A 25,887-nucleotide genomic window follows, 5' to 3' on the forward strand; every position below is an offset into this window, starting at 1 on the left:
TCTGAACCCTCCCCTTCCGCTAGCCACTCACCTATCCTCTGATATGCCACGTCGCCAAATTATCTTCCAAGCGGGTAATTACTACCATGTTTATAACCGAGGTAATAACCGTCAGCTTATCTTTTTTGAGCGAGAAAACTATATTTATTTTTTACGTCAATTAAGAAACCATCTGATTATTCATGATGTCGATATTATTGCTTATTGTTTGATGCCGAACCACTATCATTTATTAGTTTACCTGCAAACGGATGATTTTTCCAAGCTGATGCAGTCATTTACTCTGTCTTATGCTAAGGCTATCAATAAACGCTATCAAAGGGTGGGTTCACTATTTCAGGGACGGTTTCAGGCGATTCATGTGGATGGAGAAGACTATTTATTACACTTAACTCGATATATTCACTTAAACCCAGTCTGTGCTAATATAGTTGAAAAAGCAGAGGATTGGGAGTTTTCCAGCTATCAGGAATATATTGATTTGCGTCAGGGAAGTTTACCTAAAATAGATGGAGTGCGATCGCAATTTTTTTTAGCCGATGCTTATCGTGACTTTTTAGAAGGTTCAACTAGCGATAAATTAATCCAGTATTTAACATTTGAAGAATAGAAGGCTTTAAGAAACCGGGTTTCTGGGAGAATTTTGACATCCTCACGCCCGATTTGGGTAAGAAACCCGGTTTCTGAATCCCCACGCGTGTTCCCAGAAACTCCAAGAAACCGGGTTTCTGGGAGAATTTTGGCATCCCAACAGAGATTTGGGTTTCAAACCCGGTTTCTCAACCCCCCACGCGATCGCGCCTAACCCTGAGCCAAGAAACCGGGTTTCTGTGATAATTTAGGCATCCTACCCAAGACTTGGGTTTCAAACCCGGTTTCTGAGCCCCACGCGCGACTATATCTAGTTGTTATAATAAATAAACCTGAGCATTTTTTCTTCTAATAGAATAGCTTGTATTAATTGCCAGATGAAGATTAAGCGCGATCGCCCCCCCGGAGAGTGACAGAAGAGGGATATAGGGTTTAATCTTCAATATTGCGATCGCAATAGAAACGCATTCTTAATATTCTGTTTATTCCTTGCTATTGAAACTGTTTCAGAGTAATCTAGTAACCATAAGTCAGTTATAATATTTTCCTAAGTTGGATTCACGAAAAATTTCTGCAAGTTTAACTCACATCTCTTGCGATCAAATCATATGGACACATCTGAAAAGTTTGGTTTTTGTACTCTAGCTGTAGGTGAGAGGTATCGTGCTCATGTAAAGATGCTAGCTCAAGATATCCAGACCCATATGCCTTCCACAACTTTATGTATCCTAAGCGATCAACCAGAGCAGTTTAAAAATTTCCCTCATGTTCTGGTGTTCAAGCACCACCTCCAGAGTGTGAAAGGGTATCATGACAAACGTTTCGTTCTTGAAAAAGCTCTCTCACTATTTGAGAGTTGTATGTTTTTAGACTCTGATGTTAGATTGCTAGGCCCTCTAGTAGAAGAAATGAATTGGTCTCCTGGAATTACAGCAAGAGCAGGTACTGATTTGGTCAAACGCATACAAAACATTAAAAATCCGAAAGAAATTGAAGTTATAAAAGCAGCAGGGCAAAAACTAAATATTGATATTCAACAAGTGAAGTGGCTTCACGAGTTTATGTTTGTCATGAAGAGACAGAATGGATTAGAAGGGGAATTTTTTGAACTTTGGCAGACAATTTCTTACTTTTTTGAAATGCAAGAAATCTATCATGGTGAGGGTTATGCTATGGGGCTAGCTGCAGCTCGAATTGGGATGACATTTGATTTTTTCCGCGAAGACAAATTTCCATTCTTTAAGGATAATATTGAACGAGTAAGAATCCAAAATGGACAAGCAATTATTCAGGAGAAACAAATTTACTTCGACATCCATAAACAGATTGAATATCCCAAACGTTCCCTTTGGGAGAAAATCAACAACAAACTAAGTAAACAGGTTGTGTTTTATTATCGATTATTGAGACTGAGAGTTTTTATTAAAAAAGATCCTAATTATTATAAAATCTTTGGATGAGTATACAAAAAATAATGGCTCTTCATTACTTGGTATGCCAACTTGTATATAAATAGTCAAAACCTTTGCTCCGCAAAGGTTTTGACTATTTATTTAGATGAATAGGGCTAGAATGAGCGATATTTCGTTTAATCCTTATTTAACAAGGTTTACAGCTTGATTTTGGGTTGTTTAGCATACTACGTACTGAAGAACCAAATATTTCAACCTGAAAGCAGATGATGCAGTAATTTGCAGTATAGAAAATGGAAAAATAGTCATAGATCCTGTAAATCAGAAAGTTTCCAAATATACCCTAGATGAATTATTAGCAGGCGAAATATAACCGGGCGAAGAAATCTCTTGGGGAAAACCAGAAGGAGAAGAATTTTGCTAAAATATATCCCCGAACGAGGTCATTTCATTCGCCTCAATTTCGATCCTCAAGCCGGACACGAACAAATGGGTACTAGACCTGCACTGGTTGTAAGTCAAACTAAATTTAACCGAAAAATGGGGTTTGTGTTTGTCTGTCCGATTAGCACCACACAACGCAAAAATCCGTTTTATGTTCCCATTCCTGAAGGTGAAGCGGTGACAGGTGTAATTATGACAGATCAAATCCGTTAAGCAAGATTATCGCTCAAGGCAAGCAAGTTTGATTGGTGAATGTCCAGAAGATTTAGTTAAGGAAGTATTGAAGCGAATTGAACCTATTTTGTTTGAAGATATGACTGTTGATGAGTAGTTAATCATCAAGAATACGGCAGTTGTAGAGTTGGCATTAACAAGATCGACCCTCAGCCAAGAAATCGGGTTTCTGCGATAATTTTGGCATCCTCACGCCCGATTTGGGTAAGAAACCCGGTTTCTGAGTCCCCACGCGATCGCCCAAGCATCCTAGAAACCTGGTTTCTGCGATAATTCTGGCATCCTCACGCCCGATTTTGTTAAGAAACCCGGTTTCTGAGCCCGGCGCGATCGTGAGCTTTGAGCAAACTCCCCGGATCGGGCCCAGCGGGGATAATGCAGCCGGGATTCAGCGGGAACAAATTGCCGTAATAATCGCGCTTCACAGCCTCCAAATCGCAAGTGCCCGCAACTCCCGGTAACTGGTACAAATCGCGCAGATAAGCTCCCAAATGCTCGTAATCTTGAATGCGGCGCAGATTGCATTTGAACAAGCTGTAGTAAACGGCATCAAAACGGAATAGAGTAGTAAAAAGCCGCACGTCTGCTAATGTCACCCGATCGCCACAAAGGTAACGGCTCATCAAGAGCGATCGATCGATCTCGTCTAAAACAGCAAACAATTCACTGCAAGCCGAATCATAAGCAGCTTGAGATTGCGCGAAACCGCAGCGATAAACGCCGTTATTCACCGATTGGTAAATCTTCTCATTCCACTCGTCAATTTGTTCTCGCAAATCCAGAGGATAAAGATCCATTTGAGGATTGCTAGCAAACTCATTAAACTCGGAGTTTAGCATCACAATAATTTCCGAACTCTCGTTATTGACGATCGCCTTTTTCGACTCATCCCACAACACCGGCACCGTACACCGCCCCTGATAGCCCGGTAAAGCCAACTGGTAAAGTTCCGGCATCGTGTTGCAGCCAAAAGTCTCCGACTCCATCACCCACATTCCCCCTTCCGAGGGATAGACAATAGATACGGATATCGCATCTTCCAGCCCTTTGAGCGCCCTCGTCACCAGAGTGCGGTGCGCCCAAGGGCATCCCGTACCCACGAAGAGGCGATAGCGTCCCGCAGCGGGCCCGTGAGGGTTGTCTGGTGCAGTGCTGACAAAGTTGCGGAAACTGCTGCTGGGGCGAATGTATGCTCCCGTGCGATCGGGCGGCGCTAGTTTTGACATCATTAATTGCCACATTGATGTCCAGACAAATTTGCCTAGCTTGACTGTTACGGATGAAGGAAGCGATTTGTTTTTCACAATGCGATTAAAAGAGCTTTGCTAACATAATCAGCTTATTTTAACTCACATTGCGACGTTTATTCCCTCGTTCCCAGCCTCTTCCTGGGAACGCATATCCAGAGGCTCTGCCTCGATGTTGGTTTTGAGTTATAATAATCTACTAAGTCCTTGGTGCTTAACTTAAATTTATGGATTTCACAGGCACTTTAAATCAGATCGTCGCCCTCAGCGTTCAAGATCGGATTCGTCTTGTACAAGCAATCTTAGAGAGTATAGCGGCAGAACAGGTTCACCCAGACCTGACAGACTTTCAAAAGCAGGAACTCGATCGCCGAATTGATGATTCTGAAGCAAATCCTGATAATGTGCTGACTTGGGAAGAAGTTAAAGCTTCAGTCAAAGCACGAAAATAAACAATGAATTATGCGTTAGTATTCCGTCCAGAAGCTCGTGAAGAAGTTGATGAAGCTTACACTTGGTATGAAAGCCAGCAAATAGGGCTTGGTGACGAGTTTTTAGACTGTATTCAGGAAATGCTCGATCGAATTTGCCAGATGCCGGAGTCATATCCAGTTTTCTATCGCGATGTTCGGCGATCGGTGGTGCGTCGCTTTCCCTATGCTGTGTATTATCGCATTGTATCAAGCCGAGTGATAGTGACCGCCATTTTTCACGGTCGCAGAGACTCAACAGCATGGCAAACGCGAACCTAACCAGTTCCCTCGTTACCATGCTCTGCCTTCCGCTGTTCCCTCGCCTGAGAACGACTTTTCTAGTATCTGCCAGAGGCTATTTCAGCATAAGCTCGATCGATCAATTGGCGAGCAACTGTCTGAATTCCTGTATGTTCGTAATAATTGGTAGTCATGTCTAAAAACGCCGCCACATAATCCAATTTGTCATCAGTAACATCAACATATTGCTTGAGATGGCCCAAAACTATGGCGGGAGTTAAGCCGCGAGACTGTACTAAATTGTTCATCCAACCTTGGGCTGAGGCGAAAGTTGCTGTTACAAATCCGAACTTTTGTGAATTATTTGCGCCCGGAATTAGATTGCTGATATTTTGGAATGTTGAGTTTTGCTGCAAGGTTGAAGGATTCAATCCGCCTAGGGTATTTTGTGCTACTCGAAGGAAGTCTGGACCGAGGGGAATTAAACCGTCAGCACACACTAAAGCAGCCATCCGCATCACAGATTCGCCTTTGTAATGAGATAAATAATTACCAAAACTTCCCACATTGTCAAGGGAAATATTGTTAAGTTTGCAGAAGGCAATTAGCTCGATCGCCACTTTGACGCACAAGTCGATCGTTTGAGTGGTGTCAGCTTTGGGAGTGAGGCGGTTGAGAAAAGAAAGAAAGCCGATGTTTTCGCCGATTTTACTGGCCATAGCCGTTGCACCTAACGCACTGTCAGCGCTGTCTGCTAACTGGTAAAGCCTGACTGCGCCTTGATATGGCTCGTTGGGGTTGGCGTAAAGCTCGATCGCGCGATCGCGAATTTTTTCAACTAATTTGCGCTTGGTTTCCCCAGTCACCGCTTGAATAGTATTATCAAAACCCGTTAGATTGTTCCACTCCCCCGGAACCACAAAATCGAGAGATTTTAACATCATCACAGTCACGCCACCAGACGGCAAATTGTCAACCAGTTCCGCAATAGATTTACTCACAGCAAACTCCTGAATAGCCTGATTTAAAAATGTTCTATCAAATACTCCAACTTCGGGCAAAGGGATTCCAGAAAAGTCTAAATTCTGACGGATGCCAGCGGTTAATAGTTTTGAGTTATAATAATTCCCAAGCAGCGAACTTACATATGACAGTCATCATGGCAAAACTTACACTTCAAGTCCGAACAGATGATAATTTGCTAGATCTGCTTGCCAAGTCAGAGTCTGGGGCTTGGGTTATTGCAGAAGACAGGGTTCAGAGAATTACTCATGTTCAAGTTATAAACTTTGTCGGATCACAGATGATTGAAGGTATATTTGACCGAAGCGCCAGCTATAGAAAAGAGGATAATAGGCTTGTTGTAAAGTTTTTAGACGGGCGTATTGTCAATTGCAATGTTCAGTTTGTTGGACAAAACCCTGTCCGCTATATTTGAGATGTACTAATTCATTACCTCCATGACGCTTAACTAAAATTTATGGATTTCACAGCCACTTTAAATCAGATCGTCGCCCTCAGCATTCAAGATCGGATTCGTCTTGTACAAGCAATCTTGGAAAGTATAGCGGCAGAACAGGTTCACCCCGACCTTACAGAGTTTCAAAAGCAGGAACTCGCTCGCCGAATTAATGATTCTGAAGCAAATCCTGAAAATGTGCTGACTTGGGAAGAAGTTAAAGCTTCAGTCAAAGCACGAAAATGAACTATGAATCCAGTGCCGTGGTAAAATAACTATCGCCAAATAGAAACAAATAAAATATGACTGCTGCTGTTAACACAACTCCAGGATTAGCATCGCGCTTAGTAAACGGCGTACTCTCCATCAAACCTTTGGCTAATCTAGCCAAGCACCAAGCGCGGGAAATGATGATAAAAAGAGCAGAAAAAATCGGAGTGCATTGGCGACAAGAATCCCAAGCACTTTTAGCTCGGAATTGGGAGGCAGAATTGCTCAGCGTCCAAAATCGCGATCTTGTTTACCCGAAATATTATCTAACTTCATTCCACGCTTACGAACAAGGTAATATGAGTTGGGAAGCTGCTACAGAAGTTGAAGTTGCCGCCCGTACAGTTCACGCCACAATTTGGCCGGAAGCAGGTGCAGAAGGCGATGCTAAACTCCGCGCCAGCTATCACGAAGTCATCAAATCTCAAATTGCTTCTTCACCGCAGGATATTGTTGATTTGGGATGCAGTGTCGGAATGAGTACCTTTGCTCTTGGGGAGGTTTACCCGGAAGCGAAGATGACTGGGGTGGAATTGTCGCCTTATTTTTTAGCAGTTGCTAAATACCGTTCCCAACAGCGAGAATCTGAATTTTCCAATCAAAAGTCTCCGACTTGGGTTCACGCTGCTGCTGAATCTACTGGTTTGCCTGCGGCTGCTTTTGATTTAGTTTCTATTTGTCTAGTTTGTCACGAATTGCCGCAGAAAGCTACTAGAGAAGTGTTCCGGGAAGCGAGGCGTTTGCTACGTGTTGGCGGACACTTGACAATTATGGATATGAATCCTCAGTCGGAAATTTATGCCAAAATGCCTCCTTATATTTTGACTTTGCTCAAGAGTACGGAGCCTTATTTGGATCAGTATTTTGGGTTGGATATTGAGCAAGCTTTAGTTGATTCGGGTTTTGCCCAGCCCACAATCACTTGCAATACAGTCCGACACCGCACTATTGTTGCTGAGGCAATCTAGCGCTTTTCAGTATAGTGCACTACAGATATCGGGTAGGACACGGCAATGCCGTGTCTAAAGCTGTCTTTATTTAATTCGATTAAAAACTGCTATAAATAGTAAAGTTGCATCGATATTATTCAGTTCTTGGGGTGGTGCGTGAGTGTAAATAGTCTAATCTGTGGATTTTAAAATTTCTGCGATCGCGCCCCCTACTGATAAATAATTCCCATGCAACCGGATTTGATATTAGACCGACGTAGGAACTATTAACAGCGCCATTTGTTACTGATTTTGATCGAACCCTAACTAAAGGACATCATCATGAACTTGACAGCCCCCTCTCAAAAGGTCATTGATTGTTTGCAGGTTATCTTGGATGCCACGGCAGCGAAAAATTACGAGCTTTTTACAACAGTGGGCGATGCAGGCTACAAAGCGAGCATTACACAAAAAATGTTTGACGATGTTAGCGAGCAACTCGCTTCCCGCCTGGAAAAGGGATACTCAATTAATTATTTTGGTGAGCTAAAACAAGGTAATTGTCAGATTTATTTGTGGAAGCTGAGTTTTGAAGATGGTGGAGATGAATTTGTCGTACACATGACTATGAATGGAGACAAAGTTGCTGGGATTTTCATCGAATAACATATCTTGCTTGACACGGCTTTTCAATGAATCTAACGCCGATCGCCCACAACTGTTAATCGAAACCGATCGGGCGGCACAAAGGTGATTCCCCGGCGCGCCGGACGAATTGGCCGATCGAGATTCGATACAAACTCGCGCGAAGACAAAACCGTTGCTAAAACCAGCTTCATTTCAAACATCGATAACGCCATCCCGATGCAGCTTCGACTCCCGCCTCCAAACGGTAAAAATTCAGAGGCGGAAAACTTGCGATCTAAAAAGCGATCGGGGTTGAATTGAGCTGGATTTTCGTAGGTTTCAGGGCGGCGGTGGGCCAAATAGACACAGGGGATTAAAATCGTTCCCGGTTGATATGTATAGCCTTCGAGTTCGATCGTCCGTTTCACCTTGCGCGGCTGCGAAATTAAGGCAATTGGATAAACGCGCAGCGCTTCCTTGCAGACTGCTGTTAAGTAGGGCGACTGCGAAAGCGCGATCGGATCGGGATTCTCGCCCAATTCATCCAATTCCTTCCGCAACCTAGCAAGGCATTCGGGAAACTGATGCAGCCAGTAAAACGCCCAAGTCAAGGCCGATCCAGTGGTTTCATGTCCCAACAACAACAGCGTCATCAACTGATCGCGCAATTCTCGATCGCCGAGGGATTCGCCGGTGTCGTCGCGGGCCATCATCAACACCGACAGAATATCCGTGCGAGACGAATCGAGAGATTGCGATCGCCTCTCGGCAATTTCCGCATAAATCAGCGAGTCAATCTGCGCCATCTGCTCCAAAAACTGCCCCCACGGACTCCAAGGCCCCAAATTTTGCTGCAACGGTTCAAAGAAAAATTGCATGGAGTAAAGCTCAGAGGTAATCGCCTCTAAAAGCTTGCTGAGCAATTGTTTCAGCCGTTCGTAGCGCTCTCCCGGCACTAATCCAAACACGACTTGCAATATTACTTGCAGCGAAATTTCTGACATTTCTTCGCGGACTGCGATCGCATCTGGGGCCTTCCAGTCGATCGTCTGCTTTTTCGTCAAATCAACAATCAAATGCCCTTGACTGTGCAACTGTTCCCGATGCAGCGCGGGCATTAATAGCTGTCGCTGTCGCAGATGTCGCGGCCCTTCATTCATAATTAGGGATTCATTTCCCACCAGCGGGCGAAATACGTTGGTCACTTTGCCAAACTCAAAGGCATCGGCTAACGTCGTAAACACCGCCTGAATCGCTTCTGGACGGCCCAGAAACACCACGGGGGGCGAAGAGGGCCCCAACACGCGGGCGGTAAATGTATCGCCGTATTTGGCAGAGTACCGATCGAAAAAAGCGATCGGGTCAGCTACCAGCGAAAGCGTTTGGAACAAAGCAGGAGAACGAGATCCGGTAGGCAGCGTCATTGAAAAACTGGCGATACACAATCTTTCTAGTGTATATCGATCGACCTTGCCGCCTGAACTTTATCTGCGATCGATTGCCAAGGCAAGTAGGAAAAATAGTAATGCTATCGGGATCGATCGCAGATTGTACGGCTAGCTTCCCAACCTAACATGACTGTTTTACGCTCTAATCCCCAGCCATAGCCGCCGAGTTCTCCAGATTCTCGAATGACTCGGTGACACGGAATTAGATAGCCGATGGGATTGTTACCGATCGCATTTCCTACAGCTCTAGCAGCAGTTGGGCGAGCTACCATTTGAGCTATAGTTTGATAAGTTGCGATCGCACCAAATGGCAATTGCAAAAGTGCTCGCCAAACTTGAATCTGAAAGTTAGTGCCTTTTACCAAGAGCGTTAGTGGTTTTTGCTCGCTGAGAGTTTCTGAATTGAAAATCAGGTCACACAATGATTGAGTGGTTTGCTCATCACGAATGATTTCAGCATTTTTCCAGGTCAATCGCAGTCTTTGTGCGGCGGTTTGTTCCTCTGTTGTCTCCAAGAAATAAAGATTACAAATACCGCGGGTAGTTGTAGCAATTAGAGATGTGCCAAACGGGGTATCATGAATGCCATAGCGAATTTGCAAACCTGCTCCGCCTGCTTTGAACTCCCCTGGTGACATTGCTTCTAAGTTCACAAATAAATCGTGCAATCGTCCGGGACTCGATAGCCTCACGTCCAATGTTAGGTCTAGAAGGCTTTTAGTCTGAGTGATTTTTGACTTGGCATATTCAACTGTCAGATATTGCAAAAACCGCTTGGGGCTAATGCCTGCCCATTGAGTAAATAGCCGTTGAAAATGATATTCACTAAGTCCTATGTGCTCGGCCACAGTTGCCAGATTGGGCTGGTTTAGGTGGTGTTGTCGCATAAAGGCGATCGCCCGAGCAATCCGGTGATAATCTTCGCTAGCATAGACACTCGCATTCTGCATCGAAATCATCTAGTCTAAGTCAAGGGAATTTTGATGTTTCCTTACTTTAGCTATAGAGCAGGCTCAAAGCCACCCGTTTCTTGCGGTGAATTCAGTCAGTCGATTTTAGATTTTAGATTGAAGAGATTGAAGAGATTGAAGAGATTGAAGAAAGCGACCTCATTGCTAAACCGGGGGCTGGCGATGAGGATTCAAAGCTTTTTTCTCACTCCCCGGAGGCATCGGGGGGGTTGTAACCAAATTGCTTTCGGCCAGGTGATTAACCGAACTTTCGCTCTCACCCACCGCGCAACTGCGTCACCAAGTGAACTAATTCAGGTAAAATTAGCTTCTCCACAGCTAGTTTCACGCCATTGCTAGAGCCCGGAAGAGAAAAGACTAACTTGCCTTGATAAACGCCTGCAACGGCGCGAGAGGCGATCGCCCTCGAACCAATTTCTTGATAGCTCAAAAACCGAAATATTTCACCAAATCCTGGTAAAATCCTGTCTAGCAAACTCTCCATCACATCATAAGTCGTATCTCGCGGAGCGATGCCCGTGCCGCCGTTAAAAATGATTGCATCCACATCTTCACGCTGGGAAAACGCCTGCATTTGCAATACAATTTTGGCCGCATCATCTTTAACAACAGTGTAAGCTACCACCGAGTGACCCGCATCTTTTAGCAGCTTCTTAGTTAACAAGCCACTATTGTCGGTTTCAGCGGAGCGCGTGTCGCTAACAGTAATGATAGCGCAGTTTACGGTTATTTTAGATAAGTCGGGGTGAGGAATTTGCGTCATAGTTTCTTCTTCTAAGCAATCGGCAACCGGCAACCGGCGATCGGCTAATTACCAATTACCAATTACCAATTACCAACTACCCATTATGCCTTGCTAAATCCTAAACCGTTTGCTTCCGAGTAGCGTTCCATGAAACGGATAAATCGATCCCATTCGGCGGAACTTTTCATGATATAAAGAGCTTCCAAACCCGCAGGCTGACCGTTGATGAACTTAGCCTTAACCTCGCGAGTGAGGAGTTCGCCTTCGTCGTCGATCAGGTACATTCCAGTAATGTCTTCGGTACTGGTGCTGCTGAGAGCTTTGGGATTTTCAAAGAGAAACGTGGCAGTGCCTTGCTCTCCGCTTTTAGAACGGGTTAGGCGCACTTCGGGCACAACATCTTCGTCTATACCCCGAGAAAATTGAATTTTAGCCATAATCTGACACTCGAACCTTAAGGATTGCTTAATTTCTTAATGTTTAATCATAAAACGATTCGGGTACTCGCAAATCAAGACTTGGGAGAGTGGGAGTGGGTGAGAGTGGGTAAGAGGGAGGCAATCGGAGACAAGGGCGAGGGGATATGGGTTAGTTCTTTGTACCGCAAGTTATCCTCTCCCTTATCTCCCAATTCCCTTAGACGATGTAGGGAGAGTTAATGGGTTCGGCCCGCTTTGTAGCTACCAGAGTTTGGTAGATGAGGGCGGATATCTCGCCACGGGTGATGTCGTGGGCGGGAGAAAACTTTTCGCGCGCGGGATAGTTGACCACGATTTTGCGCTCTGTGGCGGTTGCTATCTCGTCGGTGGCAAAACTGGGAATCTGAGCTCGATCGACATAAACGCTCAAAGAATTGGGGTTGCCGCCACCCAACTGCAAGCCGTTTACCAAAGATACGATCGCCTGAACTCTAGTCAAATTCTGCTCCGGGCGAAACGTGCTGTCTGGATATCCAGCCAAAAAGCCAGCTCGATTAGCTTGGTCGATCGCTCCCTTGGCCCAAAAATCCGCCGCCACATCCTTAAAAACCGCCGCCTCACGGCGCGGCACCAATTCAAACGCCTTCGCCAACACAGCCGCATACTGAGCTCTGGTTACAATCTCGTAAGGTTGAAAAGTCCCGTTGGGAAACCCGCTAACAATATTCATCTTTGCCAAGCGATCGATAAAATCCTTAGCCCAATGCGTGCTGATGTCGCTAAACTTTAGCTCGCCAGGAGTCGTAGTTGGCGTCACATTGCCCAAATCAAATAAACCTTTCACCCGCGAAGAATTGAGCTGATTTCCCACCGCAGAAATTTTAACCCCAGTCGCGTTTTGCAAGTCTAATTCACCGTTATTCTGAAAAATATTGCCCCCCAAATCTTGAGCAGTACCAATATCTGGCAGCGACTTCCCCACCGCAGTCAAACCGTCTTCGGTATTTTTTTCAATGCGATTCTTGCGTAAAACCGGCTGAGATTCCCCCGCTACAACTATACCGGAGCGATTTTCCAAAATTTGGTTATCAACAATCAAAGGAGCCGACTGAGCTTGCAGAGAAATCCCGAAACCCGTCTTTTGAAAAATATTGCGCCGTATTGCTCCTTTAGCAGTTCCCGCCACAATCACCCCAGCGGATGAGTTTTCCACAAATATGTTGTCTAGAATCGCAGGATTAGCAGTGCCCGCGGCAAAAACACCTTCGCCCTTACAAAGTGTGAAAGTGCAGTTAGCCACAGTCGGAGAAGTTGACTCAATCCAGACTCCCGTGCCGCGACTATCGAGATTAGTAACAGTTACTCCGCGCAATTGGGAATTAGTTGCTAGCAGTATCGTGATATTTTGGCCCGCAGCGGTGGGACTGACAAATTTGCCGCTGCCTTGAACCAGAATGCCTCTACCTTTGTTATCTTCATTGCCAATAACTTTTACTCCAGAGGGAATTTCCAAGGGGAATTTTTCGCCACTAGCAGCGCTGTAAATTCCCGGTGCTAACTCAATAGTGCTTCCCGATGCAGCGCGGGCGATCGCGCGGGCTATAGTTTTGAATGGGGCCGATTGGGTGCCCGCTGCGGCATCACTGCCTGTTTGCGGGTTGACGTAAAGTGTTGCCATGTTTTTGTTAAAGAGATAATTGGCGATCGAGCTTTTGTGCAATTTTCATTGTCTGCGAACTTGACCCCGGATCTATATTCAGCTTTGATTGCGGAGATTATTTAATTGCACGATATCCGCAACATCACCCATCAGGAGTGGCAACCGCAGGGGAATTGCCCCTACAAAAGACTGTATTTCTCGTTCCCAGCAACAGCAGAACCCGACTTATTTAAGAAGTCCGGGATCTGGGGATTATATTTTTTCCAGATGTTGCCAAAACCACTAAAATTGCGATCGCCTCCACCGGAAAATGGAACGTTTTGCTGTCATGTACGATCGATCGAGATTCCCTGCCCAAAAACCTTAACCGCTTCAGCCAAATCAGTTTCACCCATTAAAATGCAGCGTCTTAGCAAATCGATATCCAGCGTTTCCAATCCTGATAGTTGACTCTGAATTACTTGCTCGTAGCCATCTTCCCGGAGATGATACAGCCGCAGCGTGCCATCTTCCCAAAACCAGATTTCAGGCACGCCCAAAGCGCGATATTTTGGCAACTTGCTCAGTCCACCGCTAGTATAAACAACCTCGATCGACAAATCGGGAATCAACTTAGGTTCTCCCAAACAAAACGATTTGTCTGCTTGAGTTGAAGCTTCTCCCGCCCTCTCCTGCGTCATTGAACCAGAAGGGTAAAACTTAATACCTTGTTGCAGCAGAAAAGTGGTCACCAAGTAACCAATGATTTCAGAAAAATTTTCGTGTTGGAATCCCGGCATCAGAATCTCGATCGCCCCTGCAAAAAAAGACAACTTTATGCCAGGGGAATCTTCCGAAACCTTCTGGATTAACTTGAATTGCTCCCAAGTGCCGTTGAGCACCACTCGCCCATCGAGAGTTTCCCGATCGAGAACTTGTGTCATTGACCCGCACCATTATCTCCTATCGGCATTATAACGCATTGTGCGATCGATCCTACAGAATATCCATGCAGCAATTGTAGCTGAGGAATGCGAACATTTTTTAGTTTATCAGAGTCAGTAAGAATCACAATGTATTATGTCCGGTCACTCGATCGCAATATTTCAGCAAGCTTGGGTGGGTTTACGAGACAGGACTTACCCAGGCACACTACATACAGTAATATCGCCTTTTTAACATCAAATAACCAAATGAAGAGTGGAAAGTAGCAGGGATGGAAGCTTACGCTTGCTTATAACTCTATAGATGATAACTTTATTAACTTTTCTTGCTCTAGCTCTATTGTTTGTATTAAATTCATCGCAGGCCAGTTTGTATATGAATACTCAAAATTAAACCAAGGCAGAGAAATTAATTTTTTCCATAAAGATGGTTTAATTGCTTTTTTACTGAAAGGGTTTTCTAAAATTACCGTATTTCGGGAAAAAGATATTATGACAGCATCTAATTTAGTAGGTTCAGTAGAATTTATAAATCGTCCCGCATGACCCATTTTTACTACAGGGTTAAGAAGCGTATCCAAGCTAAACTGTTCAAAGATAGGAGCATCTTTCCATCCATAAAAGGCATACCAAAATTCTCCCGAGTAAAAAGCCCTATTCCAAGTTCTTACAGGTAATACTCTATCGACTGTATCTAATAATTCCCATACCTCATCTTGAAAATCTAACCATAGGATAGACGTATAGTCTGTACTCATTTGATGTTCTCTTTTTTTTATAGCGCATAGTTTCCTTATAGCATTTGCAGTTACATTTTCATCTTTTTTGGGTTTTCCAAAAGGAACAGTTTTATGCTCACCAATAACCAATCCTGTCTTTCTGTCACTCTTAGTCATTTCATTCCTTAAATCATTGTAGAATTTTTCTAACGATTCAGATTCTTCATCATAAAATTGCTTTGAGTGTACTTCTATCAAAACTTTTTCTTGGTTATCTTCAACCAAAAAATCCGCTCCGTTTCGCCTTATTGGTTCCACTGAAATACCAGCCTCTAGTATGGCTCCTAAAGCTCTGATTTCTCCTAAAGCTCCAGAAGAAGTTGAATAATCATCAATATTAAGAAGCCTTGGCTTTAAATTCCTAAGCCATTGAGTATGATGTTGCTTGAGATGCCTAAATGATCTTTCAGTATTTACTATAACTTGAGAGTCTCTTTCGCCTCTATCTTTGGGATATAATAGTCTCTTGACAGGGTGACACCTATCTTTGATGGTAGTATTTTCTATTTTTTCTATTTCCGATTCCGAAAGCTCTAAAAATTGTTTTAGTTGATCTGTCATTTATTTACAAAAATTAACAATTTACAACAGGTATTTTCGATGAAAAACCCTTTATCAATTATAAGCCCTCAACTAGCCGCGCAGTGGCATCCCACAAAAAATGGTGGGCTCACTCCAGAACAGGTTTCGGCAGGCTCAAAAACGAAAGTTTGGTGGAAATGTTCTAATGGGCCTGACCACCAATGGCCAGCTTCTATTGAGAAAAGAGTCAAAAGAAGGGAGGGATGTCCCTGTTGTGCTGGGCAAAAAGTATCAGTTACTAACTCCTTGGCAAGTATTTCTCCTGAAATAGCCCAACAGTGGCATCCGACAGAAAACGGTAGCCTGACTCCAGAGCAAGTCGTAGCAGGTTCACCAAAGAAAGCTTGGTGGAAATGCCCCAAAGGTCCCGATCACGAGTGGCCAGCTTCTATAGGCAGTAGAGCAGGAGAGAATGGGCGAGGATGCCCCTTTTGTGCTGGTATAAGAGTATCGGTCACTAATTCTCTAGCAAGTCTTTACCCTGAGTTAGCACAACAGTGGCATCCGACAAAAAATGGTAGTCTGACTCCAGAGCAAGTAGTCGCAGGTTCAGGCAAGAAAGCTTGGTGGAAATGCCCCACAGGGCCTGACCACGAGTGGGAAGCTGTTATTGACAGGAGAGCTAGAGGGAACGGATGTCCATGTTGTCGTGGTCTACAAGCTTCAATCACTAATTCTTTAGCAAGTATTTCTCCTGAGTTAACACAACAGTGGCATCCGACAAAAAATGGAAAACTCACTCCCGCTGAAGTAGTGGCGGGGTCAAACAAGAAAGCTTGGTGGAAATGCTCCAATGGTTCCGATCACGAGTGGGAAGCTGTTATTGACAATAGAGTTAGAGGGAACGGATGTCCATTTTGTCGGGGTCTACAATCATCTATCACTAACTCTCTAACAAGTCTTTATCCAGAGATAGCAAAACAGTGGCATCCGACAAAAAATGGAAAACTCCCGCCAGATCAAGTAGTGGCTGGTTCAACTAAAAAAGCTTGGTGGATCTGTCCTGAAGGAGCAGATCACGAGTGGGAAGCTGTTATTGACAATAGAGTTAGAGGGAAAGGATGTCCATATTGTGCTGGGCAAAAGGTCTCGGTTACTAATTGTCTGGCAACTCGTTATCCTGAAATTGCTAAACAATGGCATCCCACCAAAAATGGGACACTTACTCCAAGTGCAGTTGTAGCAGGTACACAACAGAAAGTTTGGTGGCAATGCACTCAAGACTCAAAACATGAGTGGGAAGCGAGAATTTCCAATAGAGTTCATGGGAGAGGATGTCCGTTTTGTAATTTAGGTTGGACAATAGAAGCGATTCGTGGATTTGTCGCTTCCTTAATAAATTATATGGAAATTTTCACTCCTGCTGAACTCTATATACTCTTCCAACAAAGCGGGCTACTTCAAATCAAAGGTAAAGGCAAAAGCTTCGTAAAAGCTCTCGCTACTGGACGCTTCCCAAAAGAAGAAATAGCAAAATTCGTTAACGATGAATCTTCAATCGTTGATAAATTCATCCAAGATAAACAGCTAACTCTGGAATCACTAGAAACAAACAGCAATAATGACATCTCTGATGAACAATACATCACCTCGGACGATAATCTTGATAACCCGATCAATGAAACTATCGAACCATCTCATGGAGAAGACAACTTTAACCTTCCCATTGTCCAAACGCGAGAAGTTCTATCATCCTTAGAGCATCACGTCGTATCCTCAGCCGATGAAGAAGCCGTCGAATTCCTCATCGCATCGGCAAAAGCCAAGATTTGGAAGCACGTTTTTCACGATGAAACAACAGCCGTAGCCCAAGCAGAAGCATACACTGGAGATAGCTACGCCGATCGCGTGAGAACAGAATTCCTAGACGAGTATCACCGCGCTAAAAATCTCGAAATTCCCACAGGTTACGCCTTCCGTATCGGCGGCAAATTAGCCGAGCCAAACCTGATGCAGCGACTAATCGCCGTTCGGGTACGCGACCAAAAGCGCGTCGGTAATTGGTCGGGAACAGGTGCAGGCAAAACCCTCTCCGCAGTTCTCGCCAGTCGCGTCATTAACGCCCATCTTACCTTGATCTGCTGTCCAAATAGCGTCGTCGAAGGTTGGAAAAATTCCATCCTCAAAATTTTTCCAGATAGCGTAGTTATTACTAAAACTTTTAATCCCAATTGGGCAAAAGCGATCGGTGATGAGACTGGTTTAGGTGCTGTTCTAAATCCAGAAACCCACCATTATTTGATTTTGAACTATGAAATGTTCCAACAACCAGACTCGGCAAATTGGATACGTTCATTTATAGAAAACGAATCTATTGATTTCATAGTTATTGACGAAATTCACTACACCAAACAGCGCCAAGTTGAAGATATGTCCCGGCGCAAAGAATTAGTAACTGCCCTCATCACTACCACCGCAGAACGCAACCCCAATTTGCACGTTATCGGAATGTCAGCCACTCCGGTAATTAACAATATCCAAGAAGGCAAAAGTTTAATAGAAATGGTGACGGGATTCGCCCACAACGAACTCGATATCCACCCAACAATTGCCAACTGCATGAGATTGCACCAGCGACTCGTTACTCTGGGAATACGCTGGATGCCTCAATATAATTTAGATTACGAACAAATCGAAATTCCCGTAGATTGTGGCGACTACATCGAAGAAATTCGCGCTTTAGCTGGAAATGGTACTCCATTGCAATTAGAAAAAATCCTCACTGTTGCCAGATTACCCATTATTCGCCAGCACATCCAACCGAAAACCCTAATTTACACTCATTACATTCAGGGAATCGATCGCATATTGAGAGATGCCTTAGTAAATGATGGCTGGAAAGTGGGTTTCTACACGGGCGAAGACAAGTCCGGTTTAGAAGGCTTTTTAAACGGCAAAATTGATGTTCTCATCGGTTCTAGCGCCATAGGGACTGGTGTAGATGGCTTACAGCACGTTTGCAACCAGCTAATTGTCAACGTCCTACCTTGGACTCATGCCGAATTTGAACAATTGAAAGGTCGCATCTATCGCCAAGGACAAACCCGCGATACAGTCAAAATGGTGATTCCTCTGACCTATGCAACTGTTAACAGTCAGCGCTGGTCGTGGTGTGATTCCAAAATGCAGCGCTTAAAATTTAAAAAGTCGATCGCTGATGCTGCTGTTGATGGCATTGTACCAGAAGGACACCTGCGATCCTCTGCTCAAGCTTACCAAGATGCGATCGGCTGGTTAGAACGCCTCGCATCTGGCGGAGTCCAAATCATCACCCGCCCGAAAATTATTATCCCCATTCCAGATACCAACCCAGCCGAAGTACAGCAACGACTGGCCCGTTACGGCGACTTCTCCACCATGAATCGCCACTGGAACCAAACCCACAGCGCCACCACTCACCAACGCTTACAGGAAAACCCTGAAGAGTGGGCGCATTACCATACTTTGTATCAAGAATCAAGAAAAGATTGGGCAGTTATTCCCTACGAGGAGATGATTCGCTGGTGTCAACAACGTAGCGGCTACACTATTGGTGATTTTGGTTGCGGTGAAGCAAAATTAGCTGAGGCAGTTTCAGATAGACATACAGTTTACAGCTTTGACCATATTGCTATCAATGATAATACGATCGCCTGCGATATGGCGCACGTTCCGCTAGATGATGAAACCCTAGATGTGGCCATTTTTTCTCTTTCTTTAATGGGTTCAAACTTCACCGACTACCTGCGGGAAGCATATCGTACTCTTAAACTTGACGGTCAGTTGCATATTATCGAGTCAACTTCACGCTTTAGCGATCCGGGTCAATTCCGAACTGACTTAGAAGCTTTGGGATTTACCGTTATCAGCATTCAGGATATGTGGAAATTTACCCATATCCGTGCTATCAAGAGTTAGAGGTCGTTTTAAAATTTGTTGAACAACCATATAATAATTATGATTTTCTAACCATTAGAATTCATGTTTGATATCTTCCCAATCCCCTAATTGATTTTTTTATAGTTCCCAGGAAAAACCTGGGAAAGCAGATGCTTTGGCTCGGCATGGCCTTAACTCCCCGCCTATTTTACAATACAAGACGCCTCCAAAACCACTAGAATTTCATTCTGAAAAACCGCACAACTTGTCATTGCTGAAGCTAAGGCGGGAATTTTCACTTGTTCGATAGAAAGCCTCGCCTCCGGTGTAGAATCAAATTGATTTAGCCAGCCATCATCCTTTACATACTGAAGACTCAAAGCATCGCGATCGAGCATCCAAAAATCAACTCCATATTGATTAATAAAATTTTGCAATACAGCTCGATCGGGAGTGTATTGAGCGCGAATTAAATCGTTAAGTCGCTGCCGATATTTGCTGTAGTAGCCTTTCTGATAAGGCACTGCATATTCCTTTGCAACCAAAACTGAACGCTGACTAAAGGTTGGTAAATTATCAGTCTCGGCCGCGATCGAAGCAATCAATATCTCTTTAGGTTGTTGCTGAAAAAATTTGTACAAACCCGGCATTTTACCTTCTACATACCCGACTGTGGGAAATTTTTCGACCAAGCAGGGATAAAGGACAACGGGAATAGCGATTGTCGCTGTCGTAATTAGTGCAACTAGATTTTTTACATCTAATGTTGTTGCGGTTTTTGATGCCCAATGACCGACTCCATCGATAATTAAAGTTAGGGCTATCGCACTTATTAAAACAATAATAAATCGCAAGCTGTAGGCAGTATAGCGACCGGGTTGATATAGCTTAAAAATGGTGGCGTGAGCCGCAAAAAACATCGCCAAGGATGCTAAAAATAGCTGAAGCAAAAGCCAGATTTGGCGTTGAATCTGATTGGCTAAGGGAAAAGCCGATCGCAAAAATAGCAGCAGCGGAAATAACAATCCGACACAGTGAGTTACAGGCGTAAACAGCGACTTGGGAAACATCCCGCTACCCCGCCCTGTTAACCAATAATCTTTGGGATTTGGACGAAAAAAAGCATTTCTGCCGTTGGGGACAAATTCGGCCATTTGCTTCGCTTCTGCTGCGGTATAAGTTGGGCCAAATTCAGAGTTATCTAAGGCGTAGGGCAGCATTACTAAAAAAATAACTCCCAAACCTGTACTGCAAAATAGGTAATTAGTTCGATCGCCCGAAAAGTGCAAACCGCCGTTTTTCCAGCATAGCAAGCGCAAAACTAAAATTCCGGCAGCAACCAAGGCGTAAGGAGGATAGAATAGTCCGATCAGGGCGATCGCCCCTAAACAAGGCAGCAACGAACTGCGCGACAAATAATATAAAAAAGCAAGGAATATCGGATAGATAAAAGCTCTTGGCGTTGTGGAAGCCAAATCGTCTGTCATCCACATATGCTGATTTAGCAGCAAAGATGCAATAAATCCAGTCATCGCCACTGGCAGCATTTCTAGGCACAGGCCAAAACAGTAATAAGTGGAGATTAAGCCGAGAAATAGCGGCAATATTTTGTGAAAAAATAGCGGGTGAATGCCAACTGTTGCTGCTAATTTGTAGAGCGTGCTGTATCCTGCGGGGGCGACTGATTGAAAGTAATTAGCAATGAAATCGTTGGGGAATAATTCAGGATCGACAAACCGCATCATCCAGAAAACGTGCTGCCTCGCATCGTCTTGCACCATATACTCGGCGCTAAAGGCTTGCTTGAGTCCTAAAACACCATAAAGTGCAGCAAATGTCAAGCTCAAAGTCAACCAAAATATTGTGTGCGATCGGGATTTGCGATCGACTGTAGCAGTTAGAAATTTGTGCAACCGAGCTATTAATACCATTAGAGATTTGAGATTCGAGATTAAAGAATCGGGAATGACTGATTCTCAAACCTACGATTATATCATACCCCGTCAATCACCCCTAATAAAAACTGCTTTACTTCCAACTTCGCCCGATTTTAGATCGTTTTCCAGGCCGCACACCCGCAATTTTAAGGCGAATCCGATACAGACTTTTACTTGCAGTAATGTAAAGCGTTTTGCGATCGCTTTCTCCCCAGGCCAAATTAGTCGCCGTCTCAGGCACAGAAATCTTCCCCAAAAGCTTGCCATCCGGCGATAAAATCCACACTCCCCCCGGCCCGGTGCTGTAAACATTCCCCTCTAAATCAACTTTTAAACCGTCGGGAACTCCGCCTTTAGTGGCGGCATCTTTTAACTCCGCAAAAAGCCGCTGGTTGGTAACAGTTCCGTCCGGTTTTACATCAAAAATAGCAATGTATCCCGCTTCCGAATTGTTAACATAAAGCTTTTGCTCGTCTGGTGAAAAGGCAATGCCATTCGGCAGCACTAAATCCTTAACCAGCAGAGTTAATTGCCCGTCGGGTGCCAGCCTGTAAACACCGTAAAAACCCAATTCTTCCTGGTCTTTACTAACACCGTAGGACGGATCGGTAAAATAAATGCTGCCGTCGGATTTAACAACCAAATCGTTCGGACTGTTGAGCCTTTTTCCCTCGTATCTATCCGCCAATGTGATAACTTTGCCATCTTTTTCAGTGCGCGATACGCGGCGATTTTCGTGTTCGGCAGTAAGCAAGCGGTTTTCTTTGTCTAAAGTATTCCCGTTGGCTTTTCCCGAAGGGCGGCGAAATACCTCAACTTGCTGGTTTGAGGTAAATTTATAGATAATATTGGCGGGAATATCGCTAAACAGCAAAAAGCCGTCTGGATGCCAAATCGGGCCTTCTATAAATTGGAAATCGCCAGCTACTTTTTCTAATTTTGCGCTGTCATCTAGAATATTTTGCAGGGTGTTTTTTTCCTCCCTGTTTTCCGTACGGGCGGTCAATATTGTAGATTTTGATGTTAATTTATTGGGCGAGTTGCTGTCAGGGAAAAGTTTTAAAAAAAGATTTTGGGAAAGCGTGTTGCTGAATGCTACAGTCAAAACTATAAACAAAAGGCTGATTGTAGCAATTTTGGCGATCATGTTTGCCTTATTAATTGCATTGAGTGAGAGTCGTAGTAAAAGCGATCATACCGCACCTATATTACATTTATATTAAGAATACAAAATTGTGGCTTCCAACAGAGCGTCGCGCGGATAACATAGTATAGCAATGTCATTTCAATTAGCGATCGCCACCTGCTGACATTCCTGAAGTTGACACGCCGGAGCATGGATTAAAATCACAAATAATATCTAGCTATATGCTTTCTACCTTAGATATCAAACTATTAGGCGGATTCTGCCTTTCCTGTGCAGACAAGCCCGTTGTCGGTGTCACCGCAGAGCGCCCGCAAGCTTTGTTGGCTTACCTGGTACTGCACCGCGATATCCCCCAAACCCGTCAGCGGCTTGCCTTTCAATTCTGGGCCGATTCAACGGAGGCCCAAGCTCGCACCAACTTGCGCCGGGAACTGCATCACCTGCGTCACGGACTCCCCGATGCCGATCGCTACCTGCTGGCGGATGCCAAAACCCTGCAATGGAATCCCCATGCACCTTTCCTGCTGGATGTGGCTGAGTTTGAACGGGCATTCGCGGCAGCAGAAGCAGCGGAACGAGCCGCAGATGTTAGCGGTGCCAGAACAGCCTGGGAGCAAGCGATCGCACTTTACGGCGGTGATTTGCTGCCGAGTTGTGAGGATGAGTGGATTTTTCCAGAGCGCGAACACCTGCGACAGAAATTGCTCCATGCGCTCGAATCTCTGACTCGCCTGTCGGAAGCTCAGGGTGATTATCGGGGTGCAATCCGCTCTGCACAGCGCTTACTGGAGATCGATCCGTTGCACGAAACCAGCTACGCAGCTTTGATGCGATCGCACCATTTGAACGGCGATCGCGCCAATGCACTCCAAGTCTACCACCGCTGCATGACTTTGCTGCGCGAGGAACTAGGAGTTGACCCTAGTGCGATCGTTCGCAAGCTCTACGAGCAACTGTTGCTGGAAGACGAAGCGCCCGAAACTCAACCATCCTCTCAGTCCGCCGGGCCGCCCCAAACGAATTTGTTTCCCTCACCTGTGGCTTTGTCGCCTCTAGTGGGACGCGATCGCGAATGGGCATCGATTCAGCAGTGGGCAAACCCCATACTGCTTGGGAAATGCGGCGAGATCGCTCACGCTGAGGCATCGCCAGTGCTCTTGCTCGCGGGCGAACCCGGAATCGGCAAAACTCGCTTGCTCGAAGAGCTGCGAGCCACGGCACAGGGGGTTCAAGTGCTGTGGGGACGCGGATTTGCCGCCGAGATGGTGCGACCCTACGGTATCTGGATTGATGCTTTGCGATCGATCGCAAAGCCCTCCACAGGCAACATACCGCCGGAGCTAGGTTTCTTGCTCCCAGAACTCGGTCAACCAGCGCCAGCCTCGCCCGATATGCCTCCGGCACCCTTGCGCGAACGCAGTCATCTATTTGATGCAGTGGTGCAACTGCTGGCTGAATGTGCCGATCGAACTCCGGTGCTGGTAATTTTAGATGACATTCAGTGGATCGATGAAGCTTCATCGGCATTGCTGCACTACGCCATCCGCTTGCTGAGTCATAAGCCGGTTTTATTCGCCTGCACCGGGCGTTCCAGGGAACTAGAGGAGAATTCAGCCATCTGGCGGGTGGTGCAGGTCCTGAGACGAGAGCGACGGCTGCTAAGCCTGGAATTGCATCCTTTGGATCGAGAACAAACCGCTGAACTGATTCGCAGTGTTCCAACGCTCGATCGGACAAATTTGTCTTTAGAAGTTGTGAATCGTATATTTATTGACAGTGGGGGAAATCCCCTGTTTGCGCTGGAGGTTGCCCGCGCCCAGGGCCAGGATCACTCGACTCACGGGCAGGATTTGGAAGCTTTGATCCGCGATCGCCTCCACCAATTGGATGACACGGCTCGCGAATTTTTGCCTTGGGCCGCTGCATTGGGGCGGAGTTTCAAACCGACAGCGGTGGCTCATGTGGCAGACTATCCGCTGCCGAAATTGCTGATGGCGATCGAACAGCTCGAACAACAAACCATTATCCGTCCCAGCGCCTCTCTCGGTGACGAAATGGGCTATGACTTTGCTCACGATATTGTGCGTCAGGCTGTCTACCTGCAGTTGTCACAACCGCGCCGCCATTTGATACATTTGCAAATTGCTCATAAGTTGCATCAACTATCCACACCAGACAACGCCTGGGCTGGCGATATTGCCCGTCACGCCGCGCTGGGGGGCGATCGAGAATTAGCAGCGTCTAGCGCCTACTGTGCCGCCGAACGCTGCCTGAAATTGTTTGCCTACACGGAGGCGTCCGACCTAGCTCAGCTTGGGATCGAGCAGTGTCAAGGACTTGACGATCGCACTCGCATTCAATTGCATTTAAAATTGCTGCGGGTTTGTGCGATCGCAGGCGTTACGGGCGATCGAGTTTCTCAACTCGACAGCGAGGTGCACCGCTTAATCGATGAAGCCAACGATCTCGGTTTAGAAGAAGCAGAAGCCACGGGACTTGAGGCATTGGTGATCCTGCATTTCGATCGCAGCAACTTCGCTAACGTCCACCAATACTCGCTGCGGGCAGCAGAGGTAAGTCGGGCATCCAGTCCAGCTACTGCCGTGCGATTGCTGGTATATAGCGGCTCTTGCTTGGCTGAAATTGGACGGGAAATGACGCGGGCAGAAGCTTTGTTGCTGGAGGCACAGTCCCTGGCCGCGAGAGTTGGCGCTCAAAACATCGGAATTGCCCAAGGGTTGGGGGCTGTAGGGCGCCATCACGGGAACTATGCGGAAGCGCGAATTTTGTTGCAACAGGCGTGGCGATTGGCTGCAGCCGAGCAGGATCGGTGGTGCGAGTGTTATAACCTCAGCTATTTGGCGATGACGGAACTGGAAGCTGGCGATCCGGCGGCGGCATTGCCTTACTGTCAGGAAATGGCGATCGTCGCAGCCAAAATTAAAGGCGAAGGCAGTGAAGGTGCGATCGCCCAGGCACTTTTAGCTTTAGCAAACTATCAGCTTCAGCAAATTGGAGCCGATGCTGCTTTGGAGCGGGCGATCGCGACTTTGCAACAGGTGGATGCCAAACGGATGCTGTCTTACGTGCTGATTGGGGCGGCTCAAGTGGATTTAGAGTGCGATCGACCCCTTTTGGCAACAGCCCGCGCTGAAGCTGCTTTAGAAGCTGCTCAGACGGTCGATCATCCCAGCGAGATTGCTCTGGCTTGGGCGATTTTGATTGAGGGTGCTTTAGCTTTGGGCGATCGAGAAGGGGCGATCGCGCTGTTTGAATCGCTGCGCGATCGCATCGATCGCCCTGCGCTGAGTTTCCGCGCCCGCACTGCTGTCGATCGGGCGATCGAACAGATTTAGTCATTAGTTATTAGTCATTAGTCATTAGTTGTAGCGAACTGCAATTAGGGATGGTGTTCATCACAGAGAACTTTACTTTACTTCATATTGTTCATCTAATTTTTTAAACTTTTCAGCTTGTTTAGTAATTGTTTTA

General features: G+C 45.5%; 22 protein-coding genes. 11 read left to right on the plus strand and 11 right to left on the minus strand.

What is annotated here, in order from left to right:
• The 3 genes from QUA33_RS05960 to QUA33_RS05970 form a co-directional block, all read left to right on the plus strand.
• The coding region (locus QUA33_RS05960; protein WP_333147275.1) for a transposase at positions 1-610 on the plus strand (610 nt) is incomplete at its 5' end.
• Positions 611-1,199: 589 nt separating this feature from the next.
• Positions 1,200-2,051 (plus strand): hypothetical protein, encoded by an 852-nt coding sequence (locus tag QUA33_RS05965; RefSeq protein ID WP_333147277.1) that lies wholly within the window; start codon positions 1,200-1,202, stop codon positions 2,049-2,051.
• 369 nt (positions 2,052-2,420) lie between these two features.
• Positions 2,421-2,660, plus strand: a complete 240-nt coding sequence (locus QUA33_RS05970) for a type II toxin-antitoxin system PemK/MazF family toxin (protein ID WP_333147279.1) — start codon at positions 2,421-2,423, stop codon at positions 2,658-2,660.
• Between the two features lie 320 nt (positions 2,661-2,980).
• Here QUA33_RS05970 and QUA33_RS05975 read toward each other — a convergent pair whose 3' ends face one another.
• The gene (locus QUA33_RS05975; RefSeq protein WP_333147336.1) at positions 2,981-3,922 is read right to left on the minus strand and encodes a glutathione S-transferase family protein; all 942 of its coding nucleotides are present in this window, start codon (positions 3,920-3,922) and stop codon (positions 2,981-2,983) included.
• Between the two features lie 233 nt (positions 3,923-4,155).
• Here QUA33_RS05975 and QUA33_RS05980 point away from each other — a divergent pair, with 233 nt between their 5' ends.
• Both QUA33_RS05980 and QUA33_RS05985 read left to right on the plus strand, forming a co-directional pair.
• Positions 4,156-4,380: an addiction module protein gene (locus QUA33_RS05980; RefSeq protein WP_333147281.1), complete on the plus strand. Its 225-nt coding sequence runs from the start codon at positions 4,156-4,158 to the stop codon at positions 4,378-4,380.
• 3 nt (positions 4,381-4,383) lie between these two features.
• Complete coding sequence (locus QUA33_RS05985; protein ID WP_333147283.1) at positions 4,384-4,680, plus strand: type II toxin-antitoxin system RelE/ParE family toxin; 297 nt, start codon at positions 4,384-4,386, stop codon at positions 4,678-4,680.
• A 59-nt stretch (positions 4,681-4,739) separates the two neighbouring features.
• Here the strand turns inward: QUA33_RS05985 and QUA33_RS05990 are convergent, their stop codons facing one another.
• Positions 4,740-5,642 (minus strand): hypothetical protein, encoded by a 903-nt coding sequence (locus tag QUA33_RS05990; RefSeq protein WP_333147285.1) that lies wholly within the window; start codon positions 5,640-5,642, stop codon positions 4,740-4,742.
• 146 nt (positions 5,643-5,788) lie between these two features.
• On the opposite strand from QUA33_RS05990, the gene QUA33_RS05995 reads away from it, so the two are divergent.
• The 4 genes from QUA33_RS05995 (at position 5,789) to QUA33_RS06010 (ending at position 7,965) form a co-directional block, all read left to right on the plus strand.
• Positions 5,789-6,079, plus strand: a complete 291-nt coding sequence (locus QUA33_RS05995; protein WP_194066274.1) for a hypothetical protein — start codon at positions 5,789-5,791, stop codon at positions 6,077-6,079.
• A gap of 42 nt (positions 6,080-6,121) precedes the next feature.
• The gene (locus tag QUA33_RS06000) at positions 6,122-6,346 is read left to right on the plus strand and encodes an addiction module protein (RefSeq protein WP_333147286.1); all 225 of its coding nucleotides are present in this window, start codon (positions 6,122-6,124) and stop codon (positions 6,344-6,346) included.
• A gap of 56 nt (positions 6,347-6,402) precedes the next feature.
• Positions 6,403-7,338, plus strand: coding sequence for a class I SAM-dependent methyltransferase (locus tag QUA33_RS06005; protein ID WP_333147288.1), 936 nt, complete (start codon positions 6,403-6,405; stop codon positions 7,336-7,338).
• Between the two features lie 303 nt (positions 7,339-7,641).
• Positions 7,642-7,965 carry a hypothetical protein gene (locus QUA33_RS06010; protein WP_333099580.1) on the plus strand — a complete coding sequence of 108 codons (324 nt, stop codon included), beginning with the start codon at positions 7,642-7,644 and terminating at the stop codon, positions 7,963-7,965.
• Positions 7,966-7,997: 32 nt separating this feature from the next.
• On the opposite strand, the gene QUA33_RS06015 is transcribed toward QUA33_RS06010, so the two are convergent.
• The 7 genes from QUA33_RS06015 to QUA33_RS06045 all read right to left on the minus strand — a co-directional run bounded on the left by QUA33_RS06015 (position 7,998) and on the right by QUA33_RS06045 (position 15,432).
• Positions 7,998-9,350, minus strand: coding sequence for a cytochrome P450 (locus QUA33_RS06015; protein WP_333147290.1), 1,353 nt, complete (start codon positions 9,348-9,350; stop codon positions 7,998-8,000).
• Between the two features lie 104 nt (positions 9,351-9,454).
• The gene (locus tag QUA33_RS06020) at positions 9,455-10,324 is read right to left on the minus strand and encodes a methylated-DNA--[protein]-cysteine S-methyltransferase (RefSeq protein ID WP_333147292.1); all 870 of its coding nucleotides are present in this window, start codon (positions 10,322-10,324) and stop codon (positions 9,455-9,457) included.
• Between the two features lie 277 nt (positions 10,325-10,601).
• A complete protein-coding gene (locus QUA33_RS06025) occupies positions 10,602-11,108 on the minus strand; it encodes a MogA/MoaB family molybdenum cofactor biosynthesis protein (protein WP_006632696.1) in 507 nt (168 codons plus the stop codon).
• A gap of 83 nt (positions 11,109-11,191) precedes the next feature.
• Entirely contained in the window at positions 11,192-11,527 is a 336-nt protein-coding gene (gene psb28 / locus QUA33_RS06030) for a photosystem II reaction center protein Psb28 (protein WP_333075282.1), read from the minus strand.
• Between the two features lie 199 nt (positions 11,528-11,726).
• Positions 11,727-13,187: a DUF1565 domain-containing protein gene (locus QUA33_RS06035; protein WP_333147294.1), complete on the minus strand. Its 1,461-nt coding sequence runs from the start codon at positions 13,185-13,187 to the stop codon at positions 11,727-11,729.
• A 308-nt stretch (positions 13,188-13,495) separates the two neighbouring features.
• Complete coding sequence (locus QUA33_RS06040; protein WP_333147296.1) at positions 13,496-14,092, minus strand: Uma2 family endonuclease; 597 nt, start codon at positions 14,090-14,092, stop codon at positions 13,496-13,498.
• 290 nt (positions 14,093-14,382) lie between these two features.
• Positions 14,383-15,432: a hypothetical protein gene (locus tag QUA33_RS06045; RefSeq protein ID WP_333147298.1), complete on the minus strand. Its 1,050-nt coding sequence runs from the start codon at positions 15,430-15,432 to the stop codon at positions 14,383-14,385.
• Between the two features lie 39 nt (positions 15,433-15,471).
• On the opposite strand from QUA33_RS06045, the gene QUA33_RS06050 reads away from it, so the two are divergent.
• Positions 15,472-19,350, plus strand: a complete 3,879-nt coding sequence (locus tag QUA33_RS06050; RefSeq protein WP_333147300.1) for a zinc-ribbon domain-containing protein — start codon at positions 15,472-15,474, stop codon at positions 19,348-19,350.
• Between the two features lie 164 nt (positions 19,351-19,514).
• Here the strand turns inward: QUA33_RS06050 and QUA33_RS06055 are convergent, their stop codons facing one another.
• Both QUA33_RS06055 and QUA33_RS06060 read right to left on the minus strand, forming a co-directional pair.
• Positions 19,515-21,242 (minus strand): hypothetical protein, encoded by a 1,728-nt coding sequence (locus QUA33_RS06055; protein ID WP_333147302.1) that lies wholly within the window; start codon positions 21,240-21,242, stop codon positions 19,515-19,517.
• A gap of 97 nt (positions 21,243-21,339) precedes the next feature.
• The gene (locus QUA33_RS06060; RefSeq protein ID WP_333147304.1) at positions 21,340-22,254 is read right to left on the minus strand and encodes an SMP-30/gluconolactonase/LRE family protein; all 915 of its coding nucleotides are present in this window, start codon (positions 22,252-22,254) and stop codon (positions 21,340-21,342) included.
• Between the two features lie 362 nt (positions 22,255-22,616).
• On the opposite strand from QUA33_RS06060, the gene QUA33_RS06065 reads away from it, so the two are divergent.
• Positions 22,617-25,751, plus strand: coding sequence for a BTAD domain-containing putative transcriptional regulator (locus tag QUA33_RS06065; protein ID WP_333147305.1), 3,135 nt, complete (start codon positions 22,617-22,619; stop codon positions 25,749-25,751).
• Positions 25,752-25,887 lie beyond the last annotated feature (136 nt).

It is taken from the genome of Microcoleus sp. Pol14D4, from assembly GCF_036701245.1.
GTDB lineage: Bacteria > Cyanobacteriota > Cyanobacteriia > Cyanobacteriales > Microcoleaceae > Microcoleus.

What these genes read in the sequence shown, in the direction of transcription:
- QUA33_RS06055 (WP_333147302.1), bottom strand. Translation starts at nt 21,242, where the DNA reads ATGGTATTAATAGCTCGGTTGCACAAATTTCTAACTGCTACAGTCGAT.
- QUA33_RS06000 (WP_333147286.1), top strand. Translation starts at nt 6,122, where the DNA reads ATGGATTTCACAGCCACTTTAAATCAGATCGTCGCCCTCAGCATTCAA.
- QUA33_RS06035 (WP_333147294.1), bottom strand. Translation starts at nt 13,187, where the DNA reads ATGGCAACACTTTACGTCAACCCGCAAACAGGCAGTGATGCCGCAGCG.
- QUA33_RS06005 (WP_333147288.1), top strand. Translation starts at nt 6,403, where the DNA reads ATGACTGCTGCTGTTAACACAACTCCAGGATTAGCATCGCGCTTAGTA.
- QUA33_RS06065 (WP_333147305.1), top strand. Translation starts at nt 22,617, where the DNA reads ATGCTTTCTACCTTAGATATCAAACTATTAGGCGGATTCTGCCTTTCC.
- QUA33_RS05980 (WP_333147281.1), top strand. Translation starts at nt 4,156, where the DNA reads ATGGATTTCACAGGCACTTTAAATCAGATCGTCGCCCTCAGCGTTCAA.
- QUA33_RS06045 (WP_333147298.1), bottom strand. Translation starts at nt 15,432, where the DNA reads ATGACAGATCAACTAAAACAATTTTTAGAGCTTTCGGAATCGGAAATA.
- QUA33_RS06015 (WP_333147290.1), bottom strand. Translation starts at nt 9,350, where the DNA reads ATGACGCTGCCTACCGGATCTCGTTCTCCTGCTTTGTTCCAAACGCTT.
- QUA33_RS05975 (WP_333147336.1), bottom strand. Translation starts at nt 3,922, where the DNA reads ATGTGGCAATTAATGATGTCAAAACTAGCGCCGCCCGATCGCACGGGA.
- QUA33_RS05965 (WP_333147277.1), top strand. Translation starts at nt 1,200, where the DNA reads ATGGACACATCTGAAAAGTTTGGTTTTTGTACTCTAGCTGTAGGTGAG.
- QUA33_RS06050 (WP_333147300.1), top strand. Translation starts at nt 15,472, where the DNA reads ATGAAAAACCCTTTATCAATTATAAGCCCTCAACTAGCCGCGCAGTGG.
- QUA33_RS05995 (WP_194066274.1), top strand. Translation starts at nt 5,789, where the DNA reads ATGACAGTCATCATGGCAAAACTTACACTTCAAGTCCGAACAGATGAT.
- psb28 (WP_333075282.1), bottom strand. Translation starts at nt 11,527, where the DNA reads ATGGCTAAAATTCAATTTTCTCGGGGTATAGACGAAGATGTTGTGCCC.
- QUA33_RS06020 (WP_333147292.1), bottom strand. Translation starts at nt 10,324, where the DNA reads ATGCAGAATGCGAGTGTCTATGCTAGCGAAGATTATCACCGGATTGCT.
- QUA33_RS05985 (WP_333147283.1), top strand. Translation starts at nt 4,384, where the DNA reads ATGAATTATGCGTTAGTATTCCGTCCAGAAGCTCGTGAAGAAGTTGAT.
- QUA33_RS06010 (WP_333099580.1), top strand. Translation starts at nt 7,642, where the DNA reads ATGAACTTGACAGCCCCCTCTCAAAAGGTCATTGATTGTTTGCAGGTT.
- QUA33_RS06040 (WP_333147296.1), bottom strand. Translation starts at nt 14,092, where the DNA reads ATGACACAAGTTCTCGATCGGGAAACTCTCGATGGGCGAGTGGTGCTC.
- QUA33_RS06025 (WP_006632696.1), bottom strand. Translation starts at nt 11,108, where the DNA reads ATGACGCAAATTCCTCACCCCGACTTATCTAAAATAACCGTAAACTGC.